Below are 23,890 nucleotides of genomic sequence, written 5' to 3'. Positions count from 1 at the left end.
TAATTAAGACAGGAAGGGTTTGTAAGTGAAAAAACGAATTGTAAAGAAAAAAGCGTAAAAAACGATCCTTGTTAGAAAACATAACATAGAGAATTAAAAATGAAGGAAAAATAATAATAAAAGTGTAAAAATTTATTGCTTTATTATGAAAACTTATGTATCTTAAAAGATATATTTCGATACTTTTGAAAAAGGAGGATGCCGATGGAACAAGTGGTGTTAGAGCTTAAAGATTTGCAGACAACGTTCCAGTCTGGCAAAACAGCCGTTCCTGCAGTAGACGGCGTCAGCCTTCATGTCCGAAAAGGGGAAGTGTTAGGGATTGTCGGTGAATCTGGCTGCGGCAAAAGCGTAACGTCGCTGTCGATTATGCAGTTAATTCCGAGTCCGCCTGGAAAAATTGCCGGTGGCGAAATCCTCTATAAAGGCGAAAACATTGCCAAAGCAAAGGCCAAGCGAATGAAACGTGTAAGAGGAAAAGAAATCTCAATGATTTTCCAAGAGCCGATGACGTCCCTTAACCCTCTGTTTACAATTGGAAACCAACTGATTGAGGCGATTCGCAACCATAACAAAATCAGCAAAAAAGAAGCCCGTGCCAAAGCGATTCAACTAGTACGCGATGTCGGCATACCGCGAGCGGAGGAAATCATTCATGAGTATCCCCACCAGCTTTCAGGCGGAATGCGGCAGCGGATTATGATTGCGATGGCAATGTCTTGCGATCCAGAAGTGCTTATTGCAGATGAACCGACAACGGCGCTCGATGTCACGATACAAGCGCAAATTCTGGATTTAATGAAATCGTTGAATGAACAAAAAGGAATGGCGATTTTGCTCATTACCCATGACTTAGGCGTTGTTGCCGACATTTGCCACCGGGTCGTTGTCATGTATGCTGGACAAGTCGTGGAAGAAGGGACTGTGCGGACGATTTTAAAACAGCCGAAACATCCGTATACACAGGGACTTATCCGTTCGCTGCCAAAGCTTACAGAGCGAAAACAGCAATTGTATTCGATTCCAGGCACTGTCCCACAGCCAGGAGCAATTAAACAAGGTTGCCGTTTTGCTGAACGCTGCGAATTTGCTTTTGAGGCCTGTTTTCAGAAAAATCCAGCGCTTCTTGAGCTAGAGGACGGCCATGCTTGCCGTTGTTTGCTATACGAAGGAGGCAACGAAGATGCCGGCTAAGCCGATTTTGGAAGTAAAGCAGTTAAAAACGTATTTTTCTATTAATGGGGGCATATTTTCCAGAAAAATCGGAGAAGTGAAAGCAGTAGACGGAGTGACATTTTCGGTCAGGGAAGGCGAAATTTTAGGAATTGTTGGCGAATCAGGCTGCGGAAAGTCGACGACGGGGAAGTCGATTTTGCGCTTAATCGAGCCGACGGAAGGGGAAGTCGTTTTTAACGGTCAAAAAGTGACGGCTTTGTCTGCTGAAGATGTACGAAAATTGCGCCGAGATATGCAAATGATTTTCCAAGATCCATATGCTTCCCTGAATCCACGGCACACAGTTGAAAAAATCATAAGCGAGCCTTTAAACGTACATGGCATTGGCACGAAGGAAGAACGAAAACAGAAAGTCGCAGAGCTTTTAGAAACGGTGGGCTTGCGTCCAGAACATGCAAAGCGTTACCCTCATCAGTTTAGCGGCGGCCAGCGCCAACGGATTGGTATTGCCAGGGCGCTCGCGGTAAACCCAAAACTTGTGATTTGCGATGAGCCAGTTTCCGCATTAGACGTTTCAGTGCAGTCACAAATTTTAAATTTAATGGAACGATTAAAAGACGAATTTAAGCTTACATATTTGTTTATTGCCCATGATTTAAGCGTCGTCAAGCATATCAGTGACCGTGTCGGTGTGATGTATCTTGGGCGGCTTGTCGAATTGGCGGACAAAGACACGTTATATGAGACGCCGAAGCATCCGTATACAAAAGCATTATTGTCGGCCGTTCCCGTTCCTGACCCAGACATTAAGAATGAACGGATTGTTCTTACTGGCGATGTGCCAAGCCCGTCAAATCCGCCAAGTGGCTGTACGTTCCACACGCGCTGTCCCTCGTGTATGGACATATGCAAAACAAAAACGCCTGTTTGGCGTGACGTCGGCAATGGCCAGTTTACAGCGTGCCATTTGTACAATGAAACCAACGAAAAGGAGATGACCAAATGAAAAAAGCAAAAATGCCTCTTTTCTCTGCGGCGTTGTTAGCCGTCTTTGTCCTTGGTGCATGCGGAGGCGATGAAACAGGCACAGATGGAAATGGAACTGGGGAACAAAACAACAACGGCGGTGAAGAAAGCAGCAGCGGGGGCACGCTTATTTTTGCCCGTGGCGGCGACTCGCAAAGCCTTGATTATGCTTCGGTTACAGACGGGGAATCGTCCCGTGTGACCAAACAAATTTATGAAACGCTGATTGAATTTGCCGATGATTCATTTGAACTGGAGCCAGGGCTTGCTAAAGATTGGGACGTTGATGACGATGGGCTCCGTTATGTGTTCTATTTACAAGAAGGCGTTACGTTTCACGATGGCACGCCATTTAACGCTGATGCGGTGAAAACAAATTTTGAGCGCTGGGCTGACCCAGACCATCAGTATGCCTTTACCGATGAGGGGTACAGTTACAGTGTATACGGCACTCAGTTCGGCGGTTTTAAAGGCGATGAAGGCCATGTGATTGAGGAAATTAACGTCATTAGTGATTATGAAGTCGAGTTTATCCTGTCCAAACCCCTTGGTTCATTTTTACAAAACATGGGAATGAGCTATTTTGCGATAACATCTCCAGCAGCCCTTGAAGAATATGGCGCTGATATTGATGAAAATCCAGTTGGTACAGGGCCGTTCAAATTTGTCAGTTGGACAAAAGACGCGAGCATTGTCCTCGAGAAAAATGAAGATTATTGGCAGGATGGCTTGCCAAAACTAGATGGCGTCACTTTCCAAGTGATCCCTGATAACTCAGCGCGCTTAACAGCGCTCCAATCTGGCGAAATTGATTTAATGGATGGCCTTGCCCCTGATGATGCCGCCATGATTGAAGGACAAGCAGGATTAACAACGTTTGAACGGACGCCAAACAACGTTGGCTATCTAGGATTCAACATAGAAAAAGAGCCATTTGATGATGTCCGCGTACGCCAGGCTATTAACCACGCCATTGATAAAAACGAAATTATTAATAATATTTACGGTGGATTGGCAGAGCCTGCTGCCAATGCTGTACCGAAAGACTACCTTGGCCACAATGATGACGTTGTCGCCTATGAATATGATATGGATAAAGCAAAAGAATTGCTCGAAGAAGCTGGTTATGGCGATGGATTTGAATTTGATTTGTGGACGATGCCGGTGAGCCGCCCTTACATGCCTGATCCTGAACAGGCAGCGGTGGTGATCCAAGATGCCCTGAGTGAATTAAACATTACCGCTAATATCGTTACAAAAGAATGGGCAACGTACCTTGAGGAAATCGAGCTTGGCTATCAAGATATGTTCATGCTTGGCTGGTCTGGCGTTAATGGCGACCCTGATTATTTCCTCGGCAGCTTGTTGTCTACAGACGGTATTCCTGGCAGCAACCAAATGTTTTTTAGCCATGAAGAAGTCGATGCCTTGTTAGCGGAAGCAAAGACGACGATTGATCCAGAGGAGCGGGCAGCATTGTACGAAGAAGCGCAATTGATTATTCATGAGGAAGCGCCAATGGTGCCTCTTGTCCACGCCATTCCTGCGCTCGCTGGCGTCGACACCATTTCCGGCTATGTTCCGCACCCGTCAACAAGCGAGAGCTTGAAACATGTAGAAATTTCAAATTAGCCTACTGCAGGCAGCAGACAATTCCCTGCTGCCTGTCTTTATTCAATAAGATGAGGTGATGCCGATGTTGGCGTACGCGATCCGCCGGGTTCTTTTGCTTATACCGGTTCTCTTTGGCATGACGCTTGTGACATTTTCGATTATCCAGCTCATTCCTGGGAACCCAGCGCAAACGATTTTAGGGGAACAAGCAACGCCGCAAGCAATTGCAGCACTTGAAGAGCAGCTTGGCTTAAATGAGCCGTTTTGGGTGCAATATGGCGTTTACATATCCGATTTGCTATCAGGCGACTTAGGGGTTTCCCTTAGGACGAATAATGACATTGCCCAAGAAATGTGGCCGTATTTGGCCGGAACATTAGAGTTAACGGTTTTTGCGATGTTGTTTGCGATTTTTGTTGGCGTCAACGCCGGAATTATTAGCGCCTGGAAGCAAAACTCGATTTTTGACTATACAAGCATGGTTATCGCACTGATTGGCGTTTCCATGCCCGTCTTCTGGCTCGCATTAATGGAACAATGGTTTTTTGCCCAGGAGCTTGGCTGGTTTCCAGCTTTTGGCCGCAACAATCCTCGTGAACCGGTTGAAGCGATCACACATCTGTATATTTTAGATGCAGCATTGACTGGGAATTGGCAGCAATTGGGGACGACGCTCAAACACTTAGTCTTGCCAATGGTTGCCCTTGGCACCATTCCGATGGCGATTATTGCGAGGATGACCCGTTCAAGCATGCTTGAAGTGCTCCGGTCTGATTATATTCGCACTGTCCAAGCAAAAGGGTCGAACCAGTCTGTTGTCATCTACAAACATGCCTTGAAAAACGCCTTTATTCCTGTCATCACAGTTGTCGGTTTACAAGCGGGCACTCTGTTAGGTGGTGCGATTTTAACGGAGACGATATTCAGTTGGCCAGGGATTGGACGCTACATTTATGACGCCATTTCATACCGGGATTATCCGGTCATTCAATCAGGGATTCTTGTGATCGCCTTCATTTTTGTTTGTATTAATTTAGTGGTTGATTTGCTTTATGCCGCCATTGACCCGCGGATTAAATATGATTAGGGGGGACCGGATGTGGAAACGGAAACGCAGTTAGCAACAAACCCATCTCCCAAGCGTCCAGATAAAAAGGAGAACAAAGCAAAGTCTCCATGGGCGACTATGATTGTTCAGCTAATCGAAAATAAACTATCTTTAATTGGTTTAATCATTATTACCTGTTTTCTATTACTCGCATTGCTGGCCCCTTATTTAACGCCATATTCATTTGCTGAAACCAATTCGGCGATTCGGTTATTGCCCCCTTCTGGCGATCATTGGTTTGGCACGGACGATCTCGGCCGCGACGTGTTTACAAGAGTCGCTTACGGAGCGCGGATTTCCCTTTTAATCGGCTTTTTCGCCGTCACTGGCGCAATGGTTGTCGGTACGCTGCTCGGGCTAATTGCAGGCTTTTACGGAAAGTGGGTTGATATGCTTCTTTCCCGTGTCTTTGATGTGATGCTTGCTTTTCCGAGCATTTTGCTGGCGATTGCCATTGTCGCCATTCTAGGCCCATCGCTTTCCAACGCGATGTTAGCGATTGCGATTATTAACGTACCGATCTTTGCGCGCCTTGTACGGTCTAAAGTCATCAGCCTTAAACAGGAAGAGTTCGTAATGGCGGCCCGTGCCCAAGGAATGAAAAACGGCCGTTTGCTGTTTCACCATATTCTCCCGAACAGCATGGCGCCGATCATTGTCCAGGCGACATTGGGATTTGGCGTCGCCATTATTGAAGCGGCCGCACTTGGCTTTCTCGGCATGGGGGCGAGTCCGCCGACGCCAGAGTGGGGCAAAATGCTTGCTGATTCAAGAGGCTATATTCAAAACGCCTACTGGTCTGTCCTTTTCCCAGGTTTGTCGATTATGCTAGTCGTGCTTGGTTTTAACATGATCGGCGATGGGTTGCGCGATGCATTGGACCCGAAAATGAAACGAAAATAAGGCAATGAGTGATGAAGCAGTTTAAGGGGCGAAAGCATCTACGAGTCGTAAACACGATTAGCCCCTGTCTGTTTACAGCTTCTCACTTGTGAATCGTTCAATTTCATTGTAAAAACTTGAACCATCTTCAGCGTAAGGATGGTGGCCACAATTGAGTAGCGCAATTTGTTGGTTTGGAAACGAGAAACGCTGATAATGGTGAGGGCCGATTGCATGATCATGCTTTCCTGCAAGAATGAGGACAGGCTTAAAAAATTCAGTTGTCCGTTTTCGATAATCGATTGCGAACAAGTCAGAATGCAAGAATGCCTGCTGAAAGCGATGGTCGCTTTGATTGTCGGGGCAATCGTCGGCCTGTTCTAACCGTTTTGCATGTGCGGTGTGTTGAAACTGGATACGTTCCCAGTTTCCACCTTCACGGAGTTGGATAATGGTATCTTGAAAGTGCTTTACCAATAAACTTGTTTGTGTAGGCGGGTTAGCGGTTTTCCCGAGAAGGTTGCTCCCATACTTTAGTTGATAGGTTAACGATTCAGCCATATACAACGTTGTATTGCATAAAATTAACGAATCTACACGGTTAGGGTACTGTAAGGCATAGAGAAAGGCGAGTAAGCCGCCAAACGAGTGACCGAACACGCTCCACTTGTGAAAGCCAAAAAAACGGCGGACTTCTTCCATATCTGTAAGCAAGCGGTCATAACGGTAGGTAGACGAAGGCGCATGTTGTGAACGACCGCAGCCTCGTTGGTCAAGATAGATCATTGTTCTTGTTTTCTCCAATATGGGGCCAGCAAGCTGTTCAAAAGAGCCGCTCCAATATCCAGGGCCGCCATGTAGAAAGAGTGTTGGTAATCCGGTGCCACGCTTATGAGCATAGACGAGACAGCCATCTGACAGTTGGATGTGCATAGGGAAACTCCTTGTCTGTTTTTTCATTATTTTCCCATGAGTTTAAGAGCGTTGTAAAGGAGGCGTTAACACTGAAATCATCCTTATATATCGTTCGGCATGCCGAGGCAACTGGGCAACAGCCCGATGCTCCCTTAACAGAGAAGGGGGAAAGCGATGCTGAGCGCTTAGCTAATTTTTTTCATCGAAAAGGCATTAAACATATCGTTTCAAGCCCATTTGCCCGTGCAGTGGCGACCGCTAAACCAACCGCAGAAAAATTAGCGCTTCATATAAAGCAAGACCAACGTTTGCAGGAACGGGTTTTATGCGGGAAACCGGCAGACAATTGGCTGGAATTGTTAGAGAGCAGTTTTTACGACATGGACAAAAAATGGCCAGGTGGCGAGTCATCCAATCAGGCAAAGAAGCGGATATTGGCCGTTGTGGAGGAAGCCGCAAAAACAGAAGAACCGACTGTTATTGTTAGTCATGGAAACCTAATTTCGTTGCTGTTGCATGCAATCGATCGACAATTTGGTTTTCAGCAATGGAAACAAATGCAGTGCCCCGAAGTTTTTCATATCGATCTAGTAGGGCAAACAATCACAAAAATCGACCTTTCCTAGAAAATACAAGCCAGCTTGGATGCATTGTGCTTCCAAGCTGGCTTGTTCTCTTAAAAAATAAAACTACTCTTTCCGAGCCGCATTTGCTATAATTACCTGACGAACGTTCGGAAGGTGGGGTGGAAATGACAGCAAAAGACATTAAAACGGCCGCGTTTAAATTTTTTTCAAGGCATGGCTATGAAGGTGCATCGTTGGCGCAAATCGCCCATGAAGCGGGCATAAAAAAACAGAGCATTTATACGTATTTTGACGGGAAAGACGATTTGTTTATGCAAGTCGTTCATGATGTGGCTGAGTTGGAATTGGATATGAAAAGGCAGCTGCTCGGGGACTTCGAAGACGAAGCATTTGAACAACAACTTTTCCGTTATGTGTCTGAACATAAACGACTTGTAGAGGAAGATGAACGGTTTTTCTTCTGGTTGCGGATTTCGTTTTTCCCACCTGTTCATCTTTATGATGCAGTTGAGGAAATTTTTATGCGCAATGAGGAGCAAATTGAAAGGCTCATCTATCAGTTGTTTGCGAAGGCGATAAAGGCGAAACGAATCGGCAGCCAAAACCCGGAAACGCCGACGCTTGCTTTTATGGCATTGTTGGATGCTTTAGCTATTGAGCTCGTATATGGGGCAGACAAAGAAAGAATCAAGAAAAAGACGGCTGCTGGGTGGGCTGTTTTTTGGCGAGGAATTATGGTAGGTGAAGGACAATGAGAACAGAACATACACAAAATCCTTTAGACACACAACCAATAGGGAAAATATTCATCCGTTATTTAATCCCCTCACTGGTTGGGATGATTTTAATGGCTGTCAACTTAGCGGTTGATGGAATAATGGTTGGAAATAAATTGGGCCCAGTCGCTCTTGCTGGTGTTAATATTGCTGGACCTGTATACACCGTTTTTGTCGCGATGTCCCTTTGGCTTGGCATTGGCGGTGCGACCCTGTACTCTCAGAGCATGGGGCGAAAAGAACCGGAGCGTGCCCGGTTTATTTTTACGCATTCGCTTGTCTTAATTGGGGTGGGCACGCTTATCATTGGACTGATTGCTTGGATGTTCCATGAACCGCTCGTTTATGCGTTAGGCGCCAATGATGAAACGGCTCCGTTTGCCGCTGATTATATGAATGTATTTTTAGTGTTTGGCTTTGTTTTTACGTTGGAAAATGCATTTAGCATTTTTGTACGAAATGACGGCAATCCAAACTTGGCGATGGCAGCGCTTGTGACAACCGCTTTTTCCAATGTAGGGATCAACTATATGATTTTATATGTATTTGATATGGGTGTTCGGGAAATTGCTTTTGGTACGATTTTGGCGGCAACACTAGGGTTGCTTGTGCTCACTTCCCACTTTTTTACGAAAAAAAGCAATCTTAAACTTGTTAAATTTAGATTTGAAAAGCCTTTAATGGTCAAAGCGTTTACGTTTGGCTTCCCAAGTTTTCTCGCTGAAGTAGGCATTTCTGTATTTACGATTTCACATAACATTATGTTTGCCCGTTTAGCGGGCACAGTGGGCGTAGCGGCTTTTTCTGTTTTAAATTATGTTCATGGCGTCATGTTGCTTATGTTCTTAGGAATGGGATCGGCGATTCAGCCGATCATCAGCTACTTCCACGGAGCAGAGGAAGCCGCGAAAAAACGGGCGATTATGCGAATTGCTATAAGGACTGCTTTTATCGCTGGGGCGGCTTGCTTCTTAATTGGCCAAGTGGCAGCTACACCGATTGTCCATTTATTTGGTGATTTTCCCACTGAAGTAAAGGAAATGGCTACCCTTGGGATACGCTTGTTTTTCATTGCTTATTTTGTCATGGGGATTAATTTTGTCTTAATGAGTTATTTTCAATCAATTGGTTCTGTGGCAGTAGCGACGTGGATTACCGCGGGCAGAGAGATTCTATTTATGTTGCTGTTTCTCCTTACCGTCCCGTTTGTATTTGGCGTCAATGCGATTTGGCTATCCATCCCGTTCGCCGAACTAGCAGTATTGGCATTGATCATCGTCTATTTAAAGCGAAACCGGATTGTTTTTAGAGAGGATAAAGGACTTTAATGTTATCGTCAAGTTAAAAAAAGTGCATAAAAACCGCTGATAACAGTGTTTGCTATCAGCGGTTTTTCGTCCATTATCGGGCGCTTTCTTGTAAAGATCCATGTAGTGTTTAATTTCTGTTTTTTGCGTGGTCTGTCACAGCGTGAACCGCACGTTCAAGCATCGCGGAAAATTGGTCGTTGCCAAGGGAAACAAGCCCTGCTTCAGTCGCACCGCCAGGCGTCGTCACTTGGTCACGCAGTTCTTGTGGGGGAGCGCCCGTTTCCAACATCTTTACGCTGCCGGCAAGCATCGTTTCCACCAAATGTCGCGCTTGTTTATCGGTGATGCCGTAGGATGAAGCCAATTTTTCAAGTTGCAGCGCGAATTCATAGACAAAAGCTGGCGCACTGCCTGTGATGGCGGTCAAATTATGAATTTGCTCTTCTGAAAGCTCTTCCCCTGCTCCGATGGCGTGAACAATCTCTTTCACTAGCAGCTTTTGCTTCCCAGATACGTTTTTCCCGAATGCGTAAAGGCTGATCGATGCGCCAACTTGTGCCGCCGTATTCGGCATAATCCATGCCGCCGCTGTTCCTTCCGGCAATTGTCCTTCCATGTCACTCGGCCCAATCCCAGCGGCAACGGTGATGATGAGTTGGTCGCGAATCATAGGGGCCAACTCGGAAAGGACTTCTCCATGGGCAGACGGTGGCATCGCTAACAGAAGGACATCTGCCTTTGCGGCAATCGCTCCATGTTTGTCAACTGGCGTAATGGCATAACGTTGTGCTAGCTCGCCAAGGCGCTCTTTGTTCGTGCGATTGGTGACATAAATTGAGTCAAATGGTTGTTTAGGCTGGCGCAACAACCCCGAAAAAATTGCTTCAGCCATGCGGCCAGCGCCAATAAATAAAATCGATGGCAACGTTTGTCCTCCTCAAAAGAATCATGCATGCCAGCTCACATCGGTCAGACTGGAAAGGATCTCCGTTTTAGCTAACAAGCGTCAAACTGAAAATTACACGACTTTTTTGCGCAAGGCGCTAGAAATTAAATCAATGATCAACACAAATACGACTAAGCCAATCAAAATAATGCCGACACGGTCCCAACTTCTGCCTTGAATGGCAAACAAAAGCGGCGTGCCAATCCCTCCAGCAGCGACCACTCCAAGTGTCGAAGCCGAGCGCATATTGATTTCAAAACGATACAATGTCGCAGAAATAAAGCCAGGCAACACTTGGGGAACGACCGCGAACCAAAGAATTTGCAATTTGTTTGCCCCAGCGGCAACGAGCGCTTCTGCAGGGCCAGGATCAATCGATTCAATTTCTTCGGCATATAATTTGCCAAGCATGCCGACCGCACTAAAGCCAAGGGCGAGCATTCCAGCGTACGGGCCTGGGCCTACAATCGCAATAAATAGCAACGCCATGACCATATCAGGGAATGTACGGAAAAAGCTCAAAAAGGACTTCCCTGATCCTGAGACAATTCGCTTCACGCTTAAGTTTCTCGCTGCCCAAAATGCAATTGGAAAAGAAAGAACGACAGAGAGGCTAATGCCAACTAGAGCAATTGCAAACGTTTCAAGCAAATTTGAAATTAAATCGACTTCGCCTGGGCGGTATACATAAGACCAATCAGGATTTAAAAATCCGTCCATGATCGCGCCTGTAATCACCCAGGCATTTTTCGTAATCCCGCTATAATCAATGCCGCCAAAGCCCCAAATGTAAAGCAGCAACAGCCCAAGAATAATCGCGGCTGATTTAATCCGTCGCTTTTTCGGCTTTTCGATTGTGCTTCTTAAATCACTCATATGAGACGCTCCCGAATTTTTAAGCTAATAAAATCGATTAGCAATACAACTAAAAATGTATAAAGGATTAACGCCAATACTTGGTCAAAATTGTAAAAGCCAATTGCCTGTTTGTATAAAAGTCCAATGCCTCCAGCTCCAACTAACCCTAAAATCGCAGCGGCACGAACATTAATTTCGAATGTGTATAGAACATAGGACGTAAATTGAGGCAACACTTGCGGAACGACGCCAAAGACGATCCATTGGATTTTGTTGGCGCCAACTGATGTCATCGATTCCAACGGCCCCTGGTCAATGTTTTCCACCGCCTCAAAGGAAAGCTTGGCGATGATCCCGATTGAAAAGATGCTGAGCGCCACTACGCCGGCTAATGTGTTGAAACCAAGAATGGCGGCGAAGATCGCGGCGAGCAACAAATCTGGCACTGTCCGCAGCATATTCAAGACAATCCGGGCAGGTTGGTAAATCCAAGGCGTATTGACAATATTGTGTGCGCAAAGGAATAAAATCGGAATGGAGATAATTCCTCCTATCGTCGTACCAATTAATGCCATTCGGATCGTATCAAGCATTGCCTGTGTCGCATTCACAAAAAAAGTCATATCAGGTGGAAACATTTTAAAGACGAGTTCGAATACATTTTGCCACTTGCTTAAAATAATGAGCGGGTTTGCATCTATGTACCAAGCGCTCGCGCCTATAAGGGCAAATAGCAGCAACAATGTCATATAAAGCTTTGTCCGGGGGGGCTTATTGACTGGCAGGTTCGCTTGCTGGTTCATCCAATTCCTCCCCTAAGAGCTCGTCCTCTTGAATCGGGCGCCCGTAAATTTCAGCAAATTTTTCATCTGTTGCTTCTGAGACAGGACCGTCAAATACAACCTCGCCAGCCCGGAGGCCAATAATCCGTGTCGCATACTCTCGCGCCAAATCGATAAAATGCAAGTTGACAATCGTTGTAATCTTGTCTTCTTTATTAATCCGTTTTAAATCGTCCATAACTTGTTTCGTTGTCAATGGGTCGAGAGAAGCAGTTGGTTCGTCTGCTAAAATGACGCTCGGTTCTTGTGCAAGTGCTCTAGCAATTGCTACACGCTGTTGTTGGCCGCCAGACAAATCACTTGCTCGGGAATAGGCTTTTTCAAGGATATTGACACGGTTGAGCGCTTGCAAGGCAAGCTCGACATCCTGCTTAGGAAATAAATTTAAAACGGTCCGCAATGTTCCATGGTAACCGACGCGGCCTGACAGCACGTTGCGCAAGACAGAGGAACGTTTTACGAGATTAAAGCTCTGAAAAATCATCGCCGTTCTTTGCCGTATTTGCCGCAATTCCTTTCCTTTTGCTTTCGTAATGGATAGGCCGTCAATGAGAATTTCGCCGTCAGTAATTTCATTTAAACGGTTAATGGAACGAAGCAATGTTGATTTTCCCGCCCCCGACAGGCCGACGACGACGACAAATTCGCCGCGCTCAATCGTTAAATCAATATTTTTTAAGCCTTTCGTCCCGTTTGGATATGTTTTCGATACATTTTTTATTTCGATCATCGGTATCCCAACTCTCTTATAAACTGATCATGATAGGGAAATGGCAATACAATACATAAGTGGAGAGCCCGCAAGGCGGACTCTCGCTATGAATAAATGAAAGTAACGTTCTATTGATCCTTATGGTTGTTGGATTCGTTCCGCATAATCACGGACGATGTCAAAATTGCTGTCCTCTGAACGTTCGTACCCTTCGTGGGAATAAATATCAAAAATGATTTGGCGCCCTTCTGGATCTTCGCCGATATCAATAAAGGCATCAGCAATTTTGTCTCGCCACTCCTGAGACAGATCAGAGCGAACGGAAACGGTATCATTCGGAATGTCTTCTGTTAAAGCTACAACTCGGGTTTGCTCCCACACATCAGGGAATTCTTCTTTAATCGTATTACGTGCATCTTGGAAAGTTACGGCTGCGTCGACTTCACCATTAAGAAGCGCAATAAGCGCAGCATCGTGCCCTTGAAATTCGACGCCATTTACGTCATTTTGCGGGTCAATGCCTGCGTCAAGCAAAGAAGCTGCTGGCCATACATATCCTGCTGAGGAAGTGGCGCCTTGGAAAGCGATTGTTTTGCCTTCTAAATCTTCAAGCGACTCGATATCAGAGTCTGCCATCACGACAAATTGAGATTTGTACGAGCCAACTAGCTCGTCCGTTGGCGATCCGTCCTCTTCATTTACACCATAGCGCAACGATTGGAGCAGTACATCTGCATAGCCTTCTTCATTGGCTGTTACATAGGCATTTGGCGGCAAGAAACCGACATCAATCGTTTTTGAACCCATCGCTGTTACAACAGATGGATAGTCTGTCGACACAGACACCTCTACGTCAATATCTAGCCTTTCTGAGAGCAGCTCTTCTAGCGGCGCTGCAATCACATCAAGATTTTCAGCGTTTTGTGATGGAACAAATTGCACTTTTAGAACATCTGTTGGCGAATAGCCGTCCTCACTGTCGCCTCCGTTACCTGCGTTCGTGTCATTTCCGCCGCACGCGGCAAGAACAAGGGCAGTAACAGCTACAAGTGACGAGCCAAAAACTTTCTTTTTCAATGTGATTGTCCCCCTAATTATTCGTTAAAAATGTAGCTTTCTCGATAATTGTAGAATTTGTTTGTGAAACCGTCAAGAATCGTTTTTTCGACAACGAGTGCGATTGTATCAATCAGAAAGCTGAAGTAAGAGTCGTAAAGCCACTTTTTAGTTGTTCAATCGCTGTTCGACAAGAATACGGCAAAAGTCCTGTTATGTCTGGTATCAGCCTCCTAATCGATCGATCTTTTTACAAACAAACCCCATTTTATTATAGAGGAAAAGCAAACACGGATTTTATAGAATCAATGTTTTTATTGTAAACGTGCTTTAAAAAACAATGGAAGATCATCAGACAACATACAAAAAACCTTCACCAAAAGAGCGAATCTTTGGTGAAGGTTTCCATATAATGGGATATTTATTTTTGGCACTTGAACTATATAAAGCTTACCAAAACGAAAAGAAAAAGTCTATTCTTTTTTTTCGTTTTTCGCGACAATAGAGAAGAACTTTTATGAGGAGTGATACGATGTCCATATTTGAAGCCGAAGAGACGCAGTTGCAAGCGACGCTTGCCCAACTGGATGAACTAGGCGATAAGTTGGAGCAGATGCCGCGCTACCGCGGTAGTGATTTTACGGAACAAGTGCTGGAAGATAGGCGTGAACATCTCCGTACAGCCCTTCATTCAGCTAGACAAGAACCGTATTTTGGCAGGCTCGACTTCTGTGAGTGGGACCAGGAAACAAAAGCGCTCTATATTGGAAAAGTCGGCGTTCACAATGAAGACAGCGGCGATCCGTTCGTGATTGATTGGCGCGCGCCGGTTGCCTCGCTGTTTTATTCGTTTACAGGAAGTGAGGAAGATGTTTTCTATCAATCACCGGAAGGCGTTGTCGAAGGTGAAATTTTGCTGAAGCGAAACATTGTGATTCGAAATCGTCGTCTGCAGCGGGTCGTGGATAGCTATGTGAAAGGCCAAGAAATGAGCGGCGGCGATGAATTTTTGTTATATAAATTAAGCGAGCAAAAAGACAACAAATTGAAAGACATTGTCGCGACTATTCAAGCAGAACAAAACGCGATCATTCGCCATGCAATAAAAGAACCGCTTATTATCCAAGGAGCTGCTGGAAGCGGGAAAACGACAGTCGCTTTGCATCGCCTTGCCTATTTGTTGTATGAATTTCGAGAGCAGTTGCGGGCTGAGAAAATGGTGATTTTTGCGCCAAACGCGATGTTTCTCGATTATATTTCACACGTCCTGCCGGAGCTCGGAGTAGGAACGATTGCCCAAAGTACATTTGCCAACTGGGGGTTGTCGGTGCTTGGTTCTTCTTACCAGCTTCATGACACGAAAAAACGCTTGGCCAATCAATTTGAATCGAAACTTGATCAGCATTCAGAAGATGTGCTTGCTTATAAAGGTTCGCTTGCATGCCAAAAGCAATTGCGTCATTTTATCGATGCTTATGTAGGAGAGAGGGTGCCAAAAAAAGATTTTTGCCCATGGGACGGCTGCGTGCTGGCCAAAGAAACAATGAAACAGTGGATTGAGCAAGATTTTGCCGCTTCGCCGCCAATGAAACGACGGGAGCGCTTTCATGCCCGCGCAAAACGATGGATTGAGATCGAAGCAAAGCGCTTTGAAGACAAAAAAGAACAACAGGCTTTTAAGTCGGAGGCGCTTAAACGTTTGCGCTCCTTTCTTTCCTACTGGCCCAAGCCTGATCTTGCTAAGTTGTACACCGCTTTTTTAAAAGAACAGCAACTGCCAGTACCTGTTGGTCTGAAAGAGAGGCTGTTAGGCTACGAAGATATAGCTCCACTTGTGTACATGCACCAACAGCTTTACGGAATTGAGCGCGACGCTCGCTTCGACCATGTTGTTATCGATGAAGCGCAAGATGTATCCCCTTTTATGCTAGCTGTTTTAAAAGAGCGAACACGCGCAGGAGGATTTACGATATTAGGGGATCTAGCCCAAGGGATTCACGGGGACGAAGGGATTTCCGACTGGGCAGCCTTTGAAGAGGTATTTGCTAACAACGTTTCCTATGTACAAATGGAGCGGAGTTACCGGTCAACAATGGAAATTATTGAATTTTCGAACCGGATTCTTCAGCAAATGGCTTTCGCTCCTGCGCCAGCAAAACCTGTTTTTCGCAGCGGGCAAGACGTGGTGGTGGAACAGAGGCCGACAGAACATGTTGCGCACTGGGTAAAGGCGATGCAGGATAAACAAACACAAACCATTGCTATTCTTACACGTACGGAAAGAGCAAGCAAAGCCATTTGCAGGCAGCTACAAGGAGCGGGTCTTAATGCCCATTTGCTTATAGCGGGAGGAGAAAGGTATGAGGGCGGCATTTCTGTTTTGCCTGTTTATCTTTCAAAAGGGTTTGAATTTGATGCTGTCTTACTAGCTGATGTGACAAACGACCATTACCCTTGTGATGAACTCCATAAAAAACTATTGTATGTTGGCTGCACACGGGCCCTTCATGAATTGACTGTCTGGTATGACGGTGAGTTGTCCCCGATCTTGGCTACTTGATTGTCAATGAGCGGACACCTCGTCTTTTTTGCTAGCTATATGTCAGTAGGAAAGCAGGTGTCTTGCTCATTATGAAGATGTTCACATACGATCTTTCTGTTAGTAAGTCCTGCTTAAAAGGAAGGAGCTGTCAGTTTCCGAACGTTTTTTGCTAAATTTGGAGATGATAAAGATAAATTTACATAGTTTCTAAGTGCTAGCCGTTGTATACTTAAGAAAAGTGTCAAATAACGTCGAGCTGTTTGGTTAAGCGGCTAATTTCTTTCGTTCAAGCTAGATTGCAATAGGGAGTGACTTTAGTGAACGCAAAGTTTGTGAAAATCCTTTCAGCCGTTTTTGTGGTCGGTGTAGTAGGAGCTGTTTTACTTGCAATGTCGGCGGGAGCATAGTTTAGTAGGCAAAATAACCTTATCGTTGTTCGTTGCAGCGTAAACTTTCTGCGGGATCTCCCCAGAAAGTTTTTTTATTTCCAGGAAGACTGTTCACTTTATAAAAACAGTTTAGCGCTTCCTACTCAAAGCAACAACAACGGTAGAGGACGTTCAGTCTGCGGGCACCTTGCCATTCAGTTAGAACAAATGAATGGGCGATATTGCTTTCGGCTATAGGGTAATATAATAGAACGAAGACAAAAAATAAGCTATGATAGGAAAATAATATAAAATAAGAACTGTGGTGGTTGGTGCAGGAAGAGGGGCGTTACTGTGAAAACTGTTTTTTCCTATTTGCTTCCTTATAAAGCAGCAGCAGTGATTGCTTTTGCTTTTATGTTGCTTGAGTTGGCTGTGGAACTCATTCAACCGCTTTTGCTTGCCCGGATCATTGACGACGGGATTATCGAAAATGATTTAAAGACTGTTTTTGTATGGGGGGGCGTACTGGTCGGCCTTTCGTTATTAGCGTTTATAGCCGGCGTGCTAAACTCCTTTTATGCAGGCCACGCCGGCCAAAGCACAGGGTTTGATATCCGCAATGCGATGTTTAAAACGATCCAGCGTTCGAGCCTTGAAAAATTGCAGCCATTTGAAACATCCTCTTTGATGACAAGGTTGTCTAATGACGTAACACAAATCCAAAATACGGTTTTCATGAGCCTACGCATTATGGCTAGAGCACCGTTGCTTATTGTTGGCGGATGCGTGATGGCATTTGCCGTCAATGCCCGTTTAGCATTGTTTTTATTCATTACGATTCCACCGATCATCCTCTTTTTAATGTGGATTTTAAAAAAAGGCGTACATATTTTTAGTGACGTTCAAGCAAAAGTCGATTCAGTGAACCATGTGGTACGAGAAAATTTGACTGGCATTCGTGTGATCCGCGTTTTTGTGCGCAAAGCCGAGGAGGCGAAGCGTTTTTTTCGGGAAAGCAACAATCTGATGGACCGGACGGTAAAAGCTTTTCGCCTAATGGAATTAACATTGCCTGTTTTGCTGTTTTTAATGAACGGCTCGATTTTGCTTGTGCTTTGGTTTGGAAGCATTGACATTGGTAATGGTGCGACCCAAGTTGGCGATGTTGTGGCGATTGTCAATTATGCAACGCGAATTACTTCTGCTTTAACCGTTTTTTCGATGATTATCATCGTCTTTTCCCGGGCTAGAGCCTCGGCAACGCGAATTGAGGAAGTGCTGCTAGAACCTGATGACGAACTGAAGGAAAGCGAGGAAAAGCCTGAGCCCCCGGCTATGAAAGGGGAGCTGCGCTTTGAGCATGTATCGTTTTCTTATGCAGAGGGGGCTCCCTTTGTGTTGAAAAACATCGATTTCGCTGTAAAGGCGAATGAAACAGTTGCCGTCCTCGGGGAAACAGGCTCTGGAAAGTCTACTTTATTCCAGCTCATCCCAAAACTTTATGAACCGACCAAAGGAACGGTTCGCATTGATGGAACGCCTGTTACGGCGTGGCAAGTTCAAAAGCTGCGCAGGCAAATTGGCTATGTCCCGCAAGCGGTCCGATTGTTCTCCGGGACGATCCGCGAAAACATTGCCTGGGGCTTTCCAGAAGCATCCGCTGAAGAAATAGAAGCAGTTGCTAAAGTAGCGCAAATTCATGAGGCGATTGTACGTTTGCCAGATGGGTACGACACGATTGTTGGCCAGCAAGGCGTCAACTTGTCAGGAGGTCAAAAACAGCGGATTTCCATTGCCCGTGCCCTGCTAGGCAAGCCGAAAATGTTGCTTCTTGACGACAGCACAAGCGCCCTTGATGCGAAAACAGAAGCCCGTTTTCTCGCGGCGTTAGAGCAACAGCCATGCACGACGATGATGGTTACACAAAAATTGTCAACGGCGATTCAGGCAGACCGGATTTTATTGCTTGAATACGGCGAACTGGTTGGCTTCGGCAGCCACGAAGAGTTGCTGCGGTCATCGCCGTTCTATAAAAAAATTTATAAGTCGCAATATGGCAAGGAGGCGTGAGGATGAGGCTTCGTTCCGCATTAACAGAGCCATTTCGTTATAAAACCATCAATTGGCGCGCGTCCCGCCAGTCTCAGGCAACAAGCAGCCAGCCCCAACATCCACACGCTGCCAGGGCTGGAGGACGGCCGGAGACGGCCAAGGATGGGAAAGGAGCGGCCAAAAGAATTTTCGCTTATTTGGCAAGGCAAAAAGGGGCGCTTTTTCTTGTTATGGCACTTGTTTTTGCCAGCGCTGTATTGACGCTGGCCGGCCCTTTTTTAATCGGCGTTGTCATTGATGACTATATCATTCCTACTAATTTTGACGGTTTGGAGATCATATTGCTCTTTTTGCTTGGTTCTTACGCCGCTTTAAGCATATCAACGTTTTTGCAAAACTTTATGATGGTCAAAATCGCACAGGCGACTGTGTTTGCGATCCGTAAAGATTTATTTGCCCAATTGCAAAAGTTGCCAATCGGTTTTTTTGACAAACACAAGCACGGAGATTTGATGAGCCGTATGACAAACGACATTGAGAATATTTCTGCGACGCTGAACTCGTCCATTGTGCAAATCATTTCAAGTGTCGTCACCTTTATTGGCATTCTAGCTGTCATGTTATACTTGTCGCCCTTGCTTACAGTGATCACTTTATTCATTGTGCCATTAATGGTTTTAGGAATGCGTTGGATTACAAAGCGAACAAAAGTGTTTTTTAAAGAGCAGCAAAAAAGCTTAGGACAGCTTAACGGCTATTCGGAAGAAACCATTGCTGGCCAATCGGTCGTTAAAACTTTTTCACGTGAAGACACGATTATAGAAGCGTTTGAGGAACATAATGGCGCGTTGCGTCATGCTGGTTTCTGGGCGCAAGTCTATTCTGGTTTTATCCCAAAACTAATGAATGTGTTGAACAATCTCAGTTTTGCCGTTATTGCCGGGATTGGTGGGTTTCTTGCTGTTCATGGAGCGGCTGGGGTAACGGTTGGTGTGATTGTCGTGTTTGTCGAGTATTCCCGTCAGTTTACACGGCCGCTAAACGATCTTGCCAATCAGTTTAATGCGGTTTTATCAGCGCTAGCCGGTGCGGAGCGTGTATTTGCGGTAATCGATGAGGAGCCTGAAGCGGATCAAGCAGGCGCTATCACGGTCAAGCAAATAGAGGGAAATGTCTCGTTTCAAAATGTCTGTTTCTCCTATGGCGCTACAGAAACGCTCAAAAATGTCTCCTTTACTGCGAAAGCAGGGGAGACGATTGCCTTTGTCGGCCCTACTGGAGCTGGGAAGACGACAATCCTTAACTTGCTGCTTGGTTTTTACCCAGTGAATGAGGGAGCGATTTTTATCGATGGAAACAATCTTGCTAACTTGAAAAAAGACGATGTACGCTCGCAAATGGGCGTTGTTCTTCAGGATCCATTTTTGTTTCAAGGCTCCATTCGTGAAAACATCCGCTACGGTCGCCTTGAGGCATCGGATCAAGAAGTGGAAGAAGCGGCTAAGTTGGCAAATGCTCATGGGTTTATTTCCCACTTGCCAAATGGATACGATACGATGCTTTTGCAAGATGGCAGCGGCATTAGCCAAGGGCAAAAACAGTTATTGTCGATTGCCCGAGCGCTGCTTGCTAACCCGTCGATTCTGATTTTGGATGAAGCGACATCCAGTATTGATACGGTGACGGAAATGAAGATCCAAGAAGCGTTAAAACGGTTGATGCATGGGCGTACAAGCTTTGTCATTGCCCACCGCTTAAATACGATTGAAGCCGCTGACCAAATTCTTGTTTTGCAGGGAGGAGAGGTCACCGAGGTAGGAAGCCACCATGAACTGATGGCGACAAAAGGGTTTTATTACGAGATGCAACAAACAAAACAAATGGATGCAATCCTGTAAATTTTAGCAAGAAGCAGGATTGCCCCGAAAAGTGTCGAATGAGTTCAGAGAAATGGTGCGAGGGGAACGTGGGATGCATGGTTATTGAAAAGCTTCTTATCAATGTGTTTGTGATTATGGTTCCCTTAATCATTTATAGCTTAAAAGCCGAAGGGGGCTGGAAAATCCAGCGTTCGCTTACGATGTTCCATTTCATGAGTGGCGCTGTGATTTTATGCATGTCCTTTTCCATCCGCCAAGGAGACGTTTTCTGGGATTTACGCTATATTCCCATTTTGCTCGCGTTTTTATATGGTGGCAAACGGGCGGGCTGGGGCGTAACTGCCGTTTCAGCCGTTTTTCGCTTGATCGTAGGCGGCGACCTTACCGGTTTTGCCCTCGTGCATTTTTTGCTAAGTGCCTTATTGTTTTCGATTTTTACGAATAGGTTTTACCAGTTGCCAAGCAAATGGCCAAGGCTCAAGTTTGTCAGCCTCGTGTCATTATGGCCAGTGCTGATCCAAGTAACTTTATCGCTGATCATTATGCAGTGGCTATTCACAGATAGCTACTTGCCTGCGATGTGGGGAGTGGCCGTTTATTATGCGATTTTTGGCGTTGGTGCGATGTTTTTAATTACTTATCTATATGAAACATTGCTTGAGAGAGACCGAGTTATTGCCGAATCGCTACGTGCCGAAAAGTACAACAGCTTAAATGAACTTGCGGCAACGATTGCCCACGAAGTTAGAAATCCGCTAACCGTTGTGAAAGGCTTTGTCCAGCTGATGGCCGAAGGCGAAAAGAAAAACCAATACCACGCATTAATTGTCGGCGAATTGAACCGGGCGGAAGCGATCATTAATGAATATTTAAGTGCAGCAAAACCTAAAATGGACCAACAACGTGTTTTTTCAGTAGGAGAAACGGTTCATTCCGTTGTCTCACTACTGAGGCCCTATGCTGCAAAAGGGCATGTCCAGTTGTCTGTCGAAAGCAGCGAAGAAACGCTTTGGGTATGGGCTGACCAAAATAAGCTTAAACAAGCGCTTCTCAATTTTATTAAGAACGGCATCGAAGCAACGCCTCCAAATGGATCGGTGTCGATTAAATTGGATAAAACCGCTAAAAAGAAACTGCTGCTAACCATTGAGGATACAGGGGTTGGCATGACAAAAGAGCAATTAAAACAAATTGGCACTGCCTATTTTACGACAAAAGACAGTGGTACAGGCATCGGAACAATGGTCTCCATCCGCATGATCGAAATGATGGGCGGCCACGTTTCTTATGCAAGCAAACCAAAAAAGGGCACATGTGTCCATATTATGCTCCCCCTTTACGACAAATAAAACTTTGTAGCTTCTTGTAAGCAATATTCAGAAATGAGGATAGACTTGTTTAAAGAAGGTAACAGGCAGGTAAATAAATAAAAGGGAACATGCAACCGAAAAATCAAGGAGGTCCGAGGATTAACGGATGGAGAAAACATACATTTTGGCAATTGACCAGGGAACGACGAGCACACGGTCGATTTTATTTAACCACGAAGGGGAAATCGTCCATACAGTACAAAAGGAATTTAAACAGTATTTTCCCCATCCAGGCTGGGTGGAACACAATGCAAATGAAATTTGGAACTCGACGCTTTCTGTCATTTCCGGCCTGTTTACAGAAACAGACGTGGAACCGCGGCAAATTGAAGCGATAGGCATTACGAATCAACGGGAAACGACGGTTGTATGGGACAAAGAAACAGGCAAGCCGGTTTACCATGCGCTCGTTTGGCAGTCGCGGCAAACAGAAGACATTTGCAAAACATTGCGTGATGCAGGGCACAATGAAACGTTTCGCAGCAAAACGGGCTTGCTGATTGACCCTTATTTTTCAGGGACAAAAGTAAAATGGATTTTGGACCATGTGGAAGGCGCTCGGGAGCGGGCTGAAAACGGCGAATTGCTCTTTGGCACAATTGATTCATGGCTTATTTGGAAATTGAGCGGCGGCAAAGCTCACGTAACCGACTATTCAAATGCGGCACGGACGCTTATGTATAACATTCATGATTTGCAGTGGGACGAAGAGTTGCTACGGATTTTAGATATCCCTAAGGCGATGCTACCTGAAGTGAAGTCATCTTCAGAAGTATATGCCAACACGGTGGAATACCATTTCTTTGGGGAGCAGGTACCGATTGCTGGCGTCGCCGGTGACCAAAGTGCTGCTTTATTTGGCCAAGCTTGTTTTGAAAAAGGTATGGTTAAAAACACATACGGAACAGGTTGCTTTATTTTAATGAACACAGGCAATGAAGCCGTTACATCAGAGAATGGCTTGCTCACGACGATTGCCTGGGGGATTGATGGCAAAGTAGAGTATGCATTAGAAGGAAGCATTTTTGTTGCTGGCTCTGCGATTCAATGGCTCCGCGACGGCATCAAGCTGCTAGAGAGTGCTGAGGATAGCGAAGCATACGCAAAGCGGATTGAATCTTCGGAGGGTGTCTATGTTGTTCCTGCATTAGTCGGACTAGGAACGCCTTATTGGGACAGCGATGCACGTGGTGCCATGTATGGGTTGACAAGAGGAACAACGAGAGAACACATTGTCCGCGCTACGTTAGAAGCACTAGCGTACCAAACAAAAGACGTGATGGAGGCAATGGAATCGGATTCTGGCTTAGAGTCGAAAAAGCTTCGTGCCGATGGTGGTGTGGTGAAGAACAATTTTTTGATGCAGTTTCAAAGCGATTTGCTCGATGCTCCTGTTGAACGTCCAACCATTAATGAAACAACTGCACTTGGCGCGGCCTATTTGGCTGGCTTGGCTGTCGGAGTTTGGAAAGACAAACAGGAAATTGCCGACAAATGGAAAATCGACCGTTCGTTTGAGCCGGAGATGGAAAAAACAGAGCGGGAAAAGCTTTATGGTGGCTGGAAAACAGCGATTGAGGCAACAATGGCTTTTAAGCCGACAAAATAACTAGCCAATATGGTTTTCCATTTAGCTAAAACGCACAGGTGTTTTTTCCTTCGGGAGCCTGTGCGTTTGCTTTTTTCTATGGTTTCAAAGAGGCGTTAGCAGGGAACACTGAGTGGAAAACAGCTAAATGTTTACGCAGCGGCTTAAGTGCGCTATAATGAATGTAAGTTAATGAACGGATCTGAGGATTTGAGGGATCACAGCATTCAATAGGCGCCAAAAGGCCTGTTTTGTTTGTTGTGGTCCCTTTTTCCGTTC

Annotated in this window: 19 protein-coding genes; 13 read left to right on the top strand and 6 right to left on the bottom strand. The window is 45.4% G+C overall.

Features of this window, described 5'->3' with window-relative positions:
• Window positions 1-204: 204 nt before the first annotated feature.
• The 5 genes from BC8716_RS22055 (at window position 205) to BC8716_RS22035 (ending at window position 5,827) form a co-directional block, all read left to right on the top strand.
• Window positions 205-1,194, top strand: a complete 990-nt coding sequence (locus BC8716_RS22055) for an ABC transporter ATP-binding protein (RefSeq protein ID WP_094429106.1) — start codon at window positions 205-207, stop codon at window positions 1,192-1,194.
• On the top strand, window positions 1,184-2,182 hold the full coding sequence (locus BC8716_RS22050) for an ABC transporter ATP-binding protein (RefSeq protein WP_094429105.1): 999 nt from the start codon (window positions 1,184-1,186) through the stop codon (window positions 2,180-2,182). The genes BC8716_RS22055 and BC8716_RS22050 overlap by 11 nt, the downstream gene beginning before the upstream one ends.
• Window positions 2,179-3,834: an ABC transporter substrate-binding protein gene (locus BC8716_RS22045; protein WP_094429104.1), complete on the top strand. Its 1,656-nt coding sequence runs from the start codon at window positions 2,179-2,181 to the stop codon at window positions 3,832-3,834. The genes BC8716_RS22050 and BC8716_RS22045 overlap by 4 nt, the downstream gene beginning before the upstream one ends.
• A gap of 64 nt (window positions 3,835-3,898) precedes the next feature.
• Window positions 3,899-4,903 carry an ABC transporter permease gene (locus BC8716_RS22040; RefSeq protein WP_094429103.1) on the top strand — a complete coding sequence of 335 codons (1,005 nt, stop codon included), beginning with the start codon at window positions 3,899-3,901 and terminating at the stop codon, window positions 4,901-4,903.
• 12 nt (window positions 4,904-4,915) lie between these two features.
• Window positions 4,916-5,827 carry an ABC transporter permease gene (locus BC8716_RS22035; RefSeq protein WP_094429102.1) on the top strand — a complete coding sequence of 304 codons (912 nt, stop codon included), beginning with the start codon at window positions 4,916-4,918 and terminating at the stop codon, window positions 5,825-5,827.
• Between the two features lie 72 nt (window positions 5,828-5,899).
• Here the strand turns inward: BC8716_RS22035 and BC8716_RS22030 are convergent, their stop codons facing one another.
• The gene (locus tag BC8716_RS22030; protein WP_157730517.1) at window positions 5,900-6,739 is read right to left on the bottom strand and encodes an alpha/beta fold hydrolase; all 840 of its coding nucleotides are present in this window, start codon (window positions 6,737-6,739) and stop codon (window positions 5,900-5,902) included.
• Window positions 6,740-6,750: 11 nt separating this feature from the next.
• Here BC8716_RS22030 and BC8716_RS22025 point away from each other — a divergent pair, with 11 nt between their 5' ends.
• The 3 genes from BC8716_RS22025 to BC8716_RS22015 all read left to right on the top strand — a co-directional run bounded on the left by BC8716_RS22025 (window position 6,751) and on the right by BC8716_RS22015 (window position 9,412).
• The gene (locus BC8716_RS22025) at window positions 6,751-7,347 is read left to right on the top strand and encodes a histidine phosphatase family protein (protein WP_094429100.1); all 597 of its coding nucleotides are present in this window, start codon (window positions 6,751-6,753) and stop codon (window positions 7,345-7,347) included.
• Window positions 7,348-7,472: 125 nt separating this feature from the next.
• Entirely contained in the window at window positions 7,473-8,063 is a 591-nt protein-coding gene (locus tag BC8716_RS22020) for a TetR/AcrR family transcriptional regulator (RefSeq protein WP_094429099.1), read from the top strand.
• Complete coding sequence (locus BC8716_RS22015) at window positions 8,060-9,412, top strand: MATE family efflux transporter (protein WP_094429098.1); 1,353 nt, start codon at window positions 8,060-8,062, stop codon at window positions 9,410-9,412. The genes BC8716_RS22020 and BC8716_RS22015 overlap by 4 nt, the downstream gene beginning before the upstream one ends.
• A 109-nt stretch (window positions 9,413-9,521) precedes the next feature.
• Here the strand turns inward: BC8716_RS22015 and proC are convergent, their stop codons facing one another.
• The 5 genes from proC to BC8716_RS21990 all read right to left on the bottom strand — a co-directional run bounded on the left by proC (window position 9,522) and on the right by BC8716_RS21990 (window position 13,829).
• Complete coding sequence (proC, locus tag BC8716_RS22010; RefSeq protein ID WP_094429097.1) at window positions 9,522-10,319, bottom strand: pyrroline-5-carboxylate reductase; 798 nt, start codon at window positions 10,317-10,319, stop codon at window positions 9,522-9,524.
• Between the two features lie 93 nt (window positions 10,320-10,412).
• Window positions 10,413-11,216, bottom strand: a complete 804-nt coding sequence (phnE, locus tag BC8716_RS22005) for a phosphonate ABC transporter, permease protein PhnE (RefSeq protein WP_094429096.1) — start codon at window positions 11,214-11,216, stop codon at window positions 10,413-10,415.
• The gene (gene phnE, locus BC8716_RS22000) at window positions 11,213-12,001 is read right to left on the bottom strand and encodes a phosphonate ABC transporter, permease protein PhnE (protein WP_094429095.1); all 789 of its coding nucleotides are present in this window, start codon (window positions 11,999-12,001) and stop codon (window positions 11,213-11,215) included. The genes phnE (BC8716_RS22005) and phnE (BC8716_RS22000) overlap by 4 nt, the downstream gene beginning before the upstream one ends.
• Window positions 11,970-12,770 (bottom strand): phosphonate ABC transporter ATP-binding protein, encoded by an 801-nt coding sequence (gene phnC, locus BC8716_RS21995; protein ID WP_094429094.1) that lies wholly within the window; start codon window positions 12,768-12,770, stop codon window positions 11,970-11,972. The genes phnE (BC8716_RS22000) and phnC overlap by 32 nt, the downstream gene beginning before the upstream one ends.
• Window positions 12,771-12,890: 120 nt before the next feature.
• Entirely contained in the window at window positions 12,891-13,829 is a 939-nt protein-coding gene (locus tag BC8716_RS21990) for a phosphate/phosphite/phosphonate ABC transporter substrate-binding protein (RefSeq protein ID WP_094429093.1), read from the bottom strand.
• Between the two features lie 511 nt (window positions 13,830-14,340).
• Here BC8716_RS21990 and BC8716_RS21985 point away from each other — a divergent pair.
• The 5 genes from BC8716_RS21985 (at window position 14,341) to glpK (ending at window position 23,632) form a co-directional block, all read left to right on the top strand.
• Entirely contained in the window at window positions 14,341-16,368 is a 2,028-nt protein-coding gene (locus BC8716_RS21985) for a HelD family protein (protein ID WP_094429092.1), read from the top strand.
• A 704-nt stretch (window positions 16,369-17,072) separates the two neighbouring features.
• The gene (locus tag BC8716_RS21980) at window positions 17,073-18,791 is read left to right on the top strand and encodes an ABC transporter ATP-binding protein (RefSeq protein WP_094429091.1); all 1,719 of its coding nucleotides are present in this window, start codon (window positions 17,073-17,075) and stop codon (window positions 18,789-18,791) included.
• A 2-nt stretch (window positions 18,792-18,793) separates the two neighbouring features.
• On the top strand, window positions 18,794-20,671 hold the full coding sequence (locus BC8716_RS21975) for an ABC transporter ATP-binding protein (RefSeq protein WP_094429090.1): 1,878 nt from the start codon (window positions 18,794-18,796) through the stop codon (window positions 20,669-20,671).
• Between the two features lie 77 nt (window positions 20,672-20,748).
• Window positions 20,749-22,002: an ATP-binding protein gene (locus BC8716_RS21970; protein ID WP_169715984.1), complete on the top strand. Its 1,254-nt coding sequence runs from the start codon at window positions 20,749-20,751 to the stop codon at window positions 22,000-22,002.
• 127 nt (window positions 22,003-22,129) lie between these two features.
• Entirely contained in the window at window positions 22,130-23,632 is a 1,503-nt protein-coding gene (glpK, locus tag BC8716_RS21965; protein WP_094429088.1) for a glycerol kinase GlpK, read from the top strand.
• Window positions 23,633-23,890: the final 258 nt, after the last annotated feature.

The organism is Shouchella clausii, assembly GCF_002250115.1.
Classification (GTDB): domain Bacteria; phylum Bacillota; class Bacilli; order Bacillales; family Bacillaceae_D; genus Shouchella; species Shouchella clausii.
Note: the sequence above shows the minus strand (reverse complement) of the source record. Positions and strands in the feature narration are given on the sequence as shown.

What these genes read in the sequence shown, in the direction of transcription:
- BC8716_RS22055 (WP_094429106.1), top strand. Translation starts at nt 205, where the DNA reads ATGGAACAAGTGGTGTTAGAGCTTAAAGATTTGCAGACAACGTTCCAG.
- BC8716_RS22050 (WP_094429105.1), top strand. Translation starts at nt 1,184, where the DNA reads ATGCCGGCTAAGCCGATTTTGGAAGTAAAGCAGTTAAAAACGTATTTT.
- BC8716_RS22045 (WP_094429104.1), top strand. Translation starts at nt 2,179, where the DNA reads ATGAAAAAAGCAAAAATGCCTCTTTTCTCTGCGGCGTTGTTAGCCGTC.
- BC8716_RS22040 (WP_094429103.1), top strand. Translation starts at nt 3,899, where the DNA reads ATGTTGGCGTACGCGATCCGCCGGGTTCTTTTGCTTATACCGGTTCTC.
- BC8716_RS22030 (WP_157730517.1), bottom strand. Translation starts at nt 6,739, where the DNA reads ATGCACATCCAACTGTCAGATGGCTGTCTCGTCTATGCTCATAAGCGT.
- BC8716_RS22020 (WP_094429099.1), top strand. Translation starts at nt 7,473, where the DNA reads ATGACAGCAAAAGACATTAAAACGGCCGCGTTTAAATTTTTTTCAAGG.
- BC8716_RS22015 (WP_094429098.1), top strand. Translation starts at nt 8,060, where the DNA reads ATGAGAACAGAACATACACAAAATCCTTTAGACACACAACCAATAGGG.
- phnE (WP_094429096.1), bottom strand. Translation starts at nt 11,216, where the DNA reads ATGAGTGATTTAAGAAGCACAATCGAAAAGCCGAAAAAGCGACGGATT.
- phnE (WP_094429095.1), bottom strand. Translation starts at nt 12,001, where the DNA reads ATGAACCAGCAAGCGAACCTGCCAGTCAATAAGCCCCCCCGGACAAAG.
- phnC (WP_094429094.1), bottom strand. Translation starts at nt 12,770, where the DNA reads ATGATCGAAATAAAAAATGTATCGAAAACATATCCAAACGGGACGAAA.
- BC8716_RS21985 (WP_094429092.1), top strand. Translation starts at nt 14,341, where the DNA reads ATGTCCATATTTGAAGCCGAAGAGACGCAGTTGCAAGCGACGCTTGCC.
- BC8716_RS21975 (WP_094429090.1), top strand. Translation starts at nt 18,794, where the DNA reads ATGAGGCTTCGTTCCGCATTAACAGAGCCATTTCGTTATAAAACCATC.
- BC8716_RS21970 (WP_169715984.1), top strand. Translation starts at nt 20,749, where the DNA reads ATGGTTATTGAAAAGCTTCTTATCAATGTGTTTGTGATTATGGTTCCC.
- glpK (WP_094429088.1), top strand. Translation starts at nt 22,130, where the DNA reads ATGGAGAAAACATACATTTTGGCAATTGACCAGGGAACGACGAGCACA.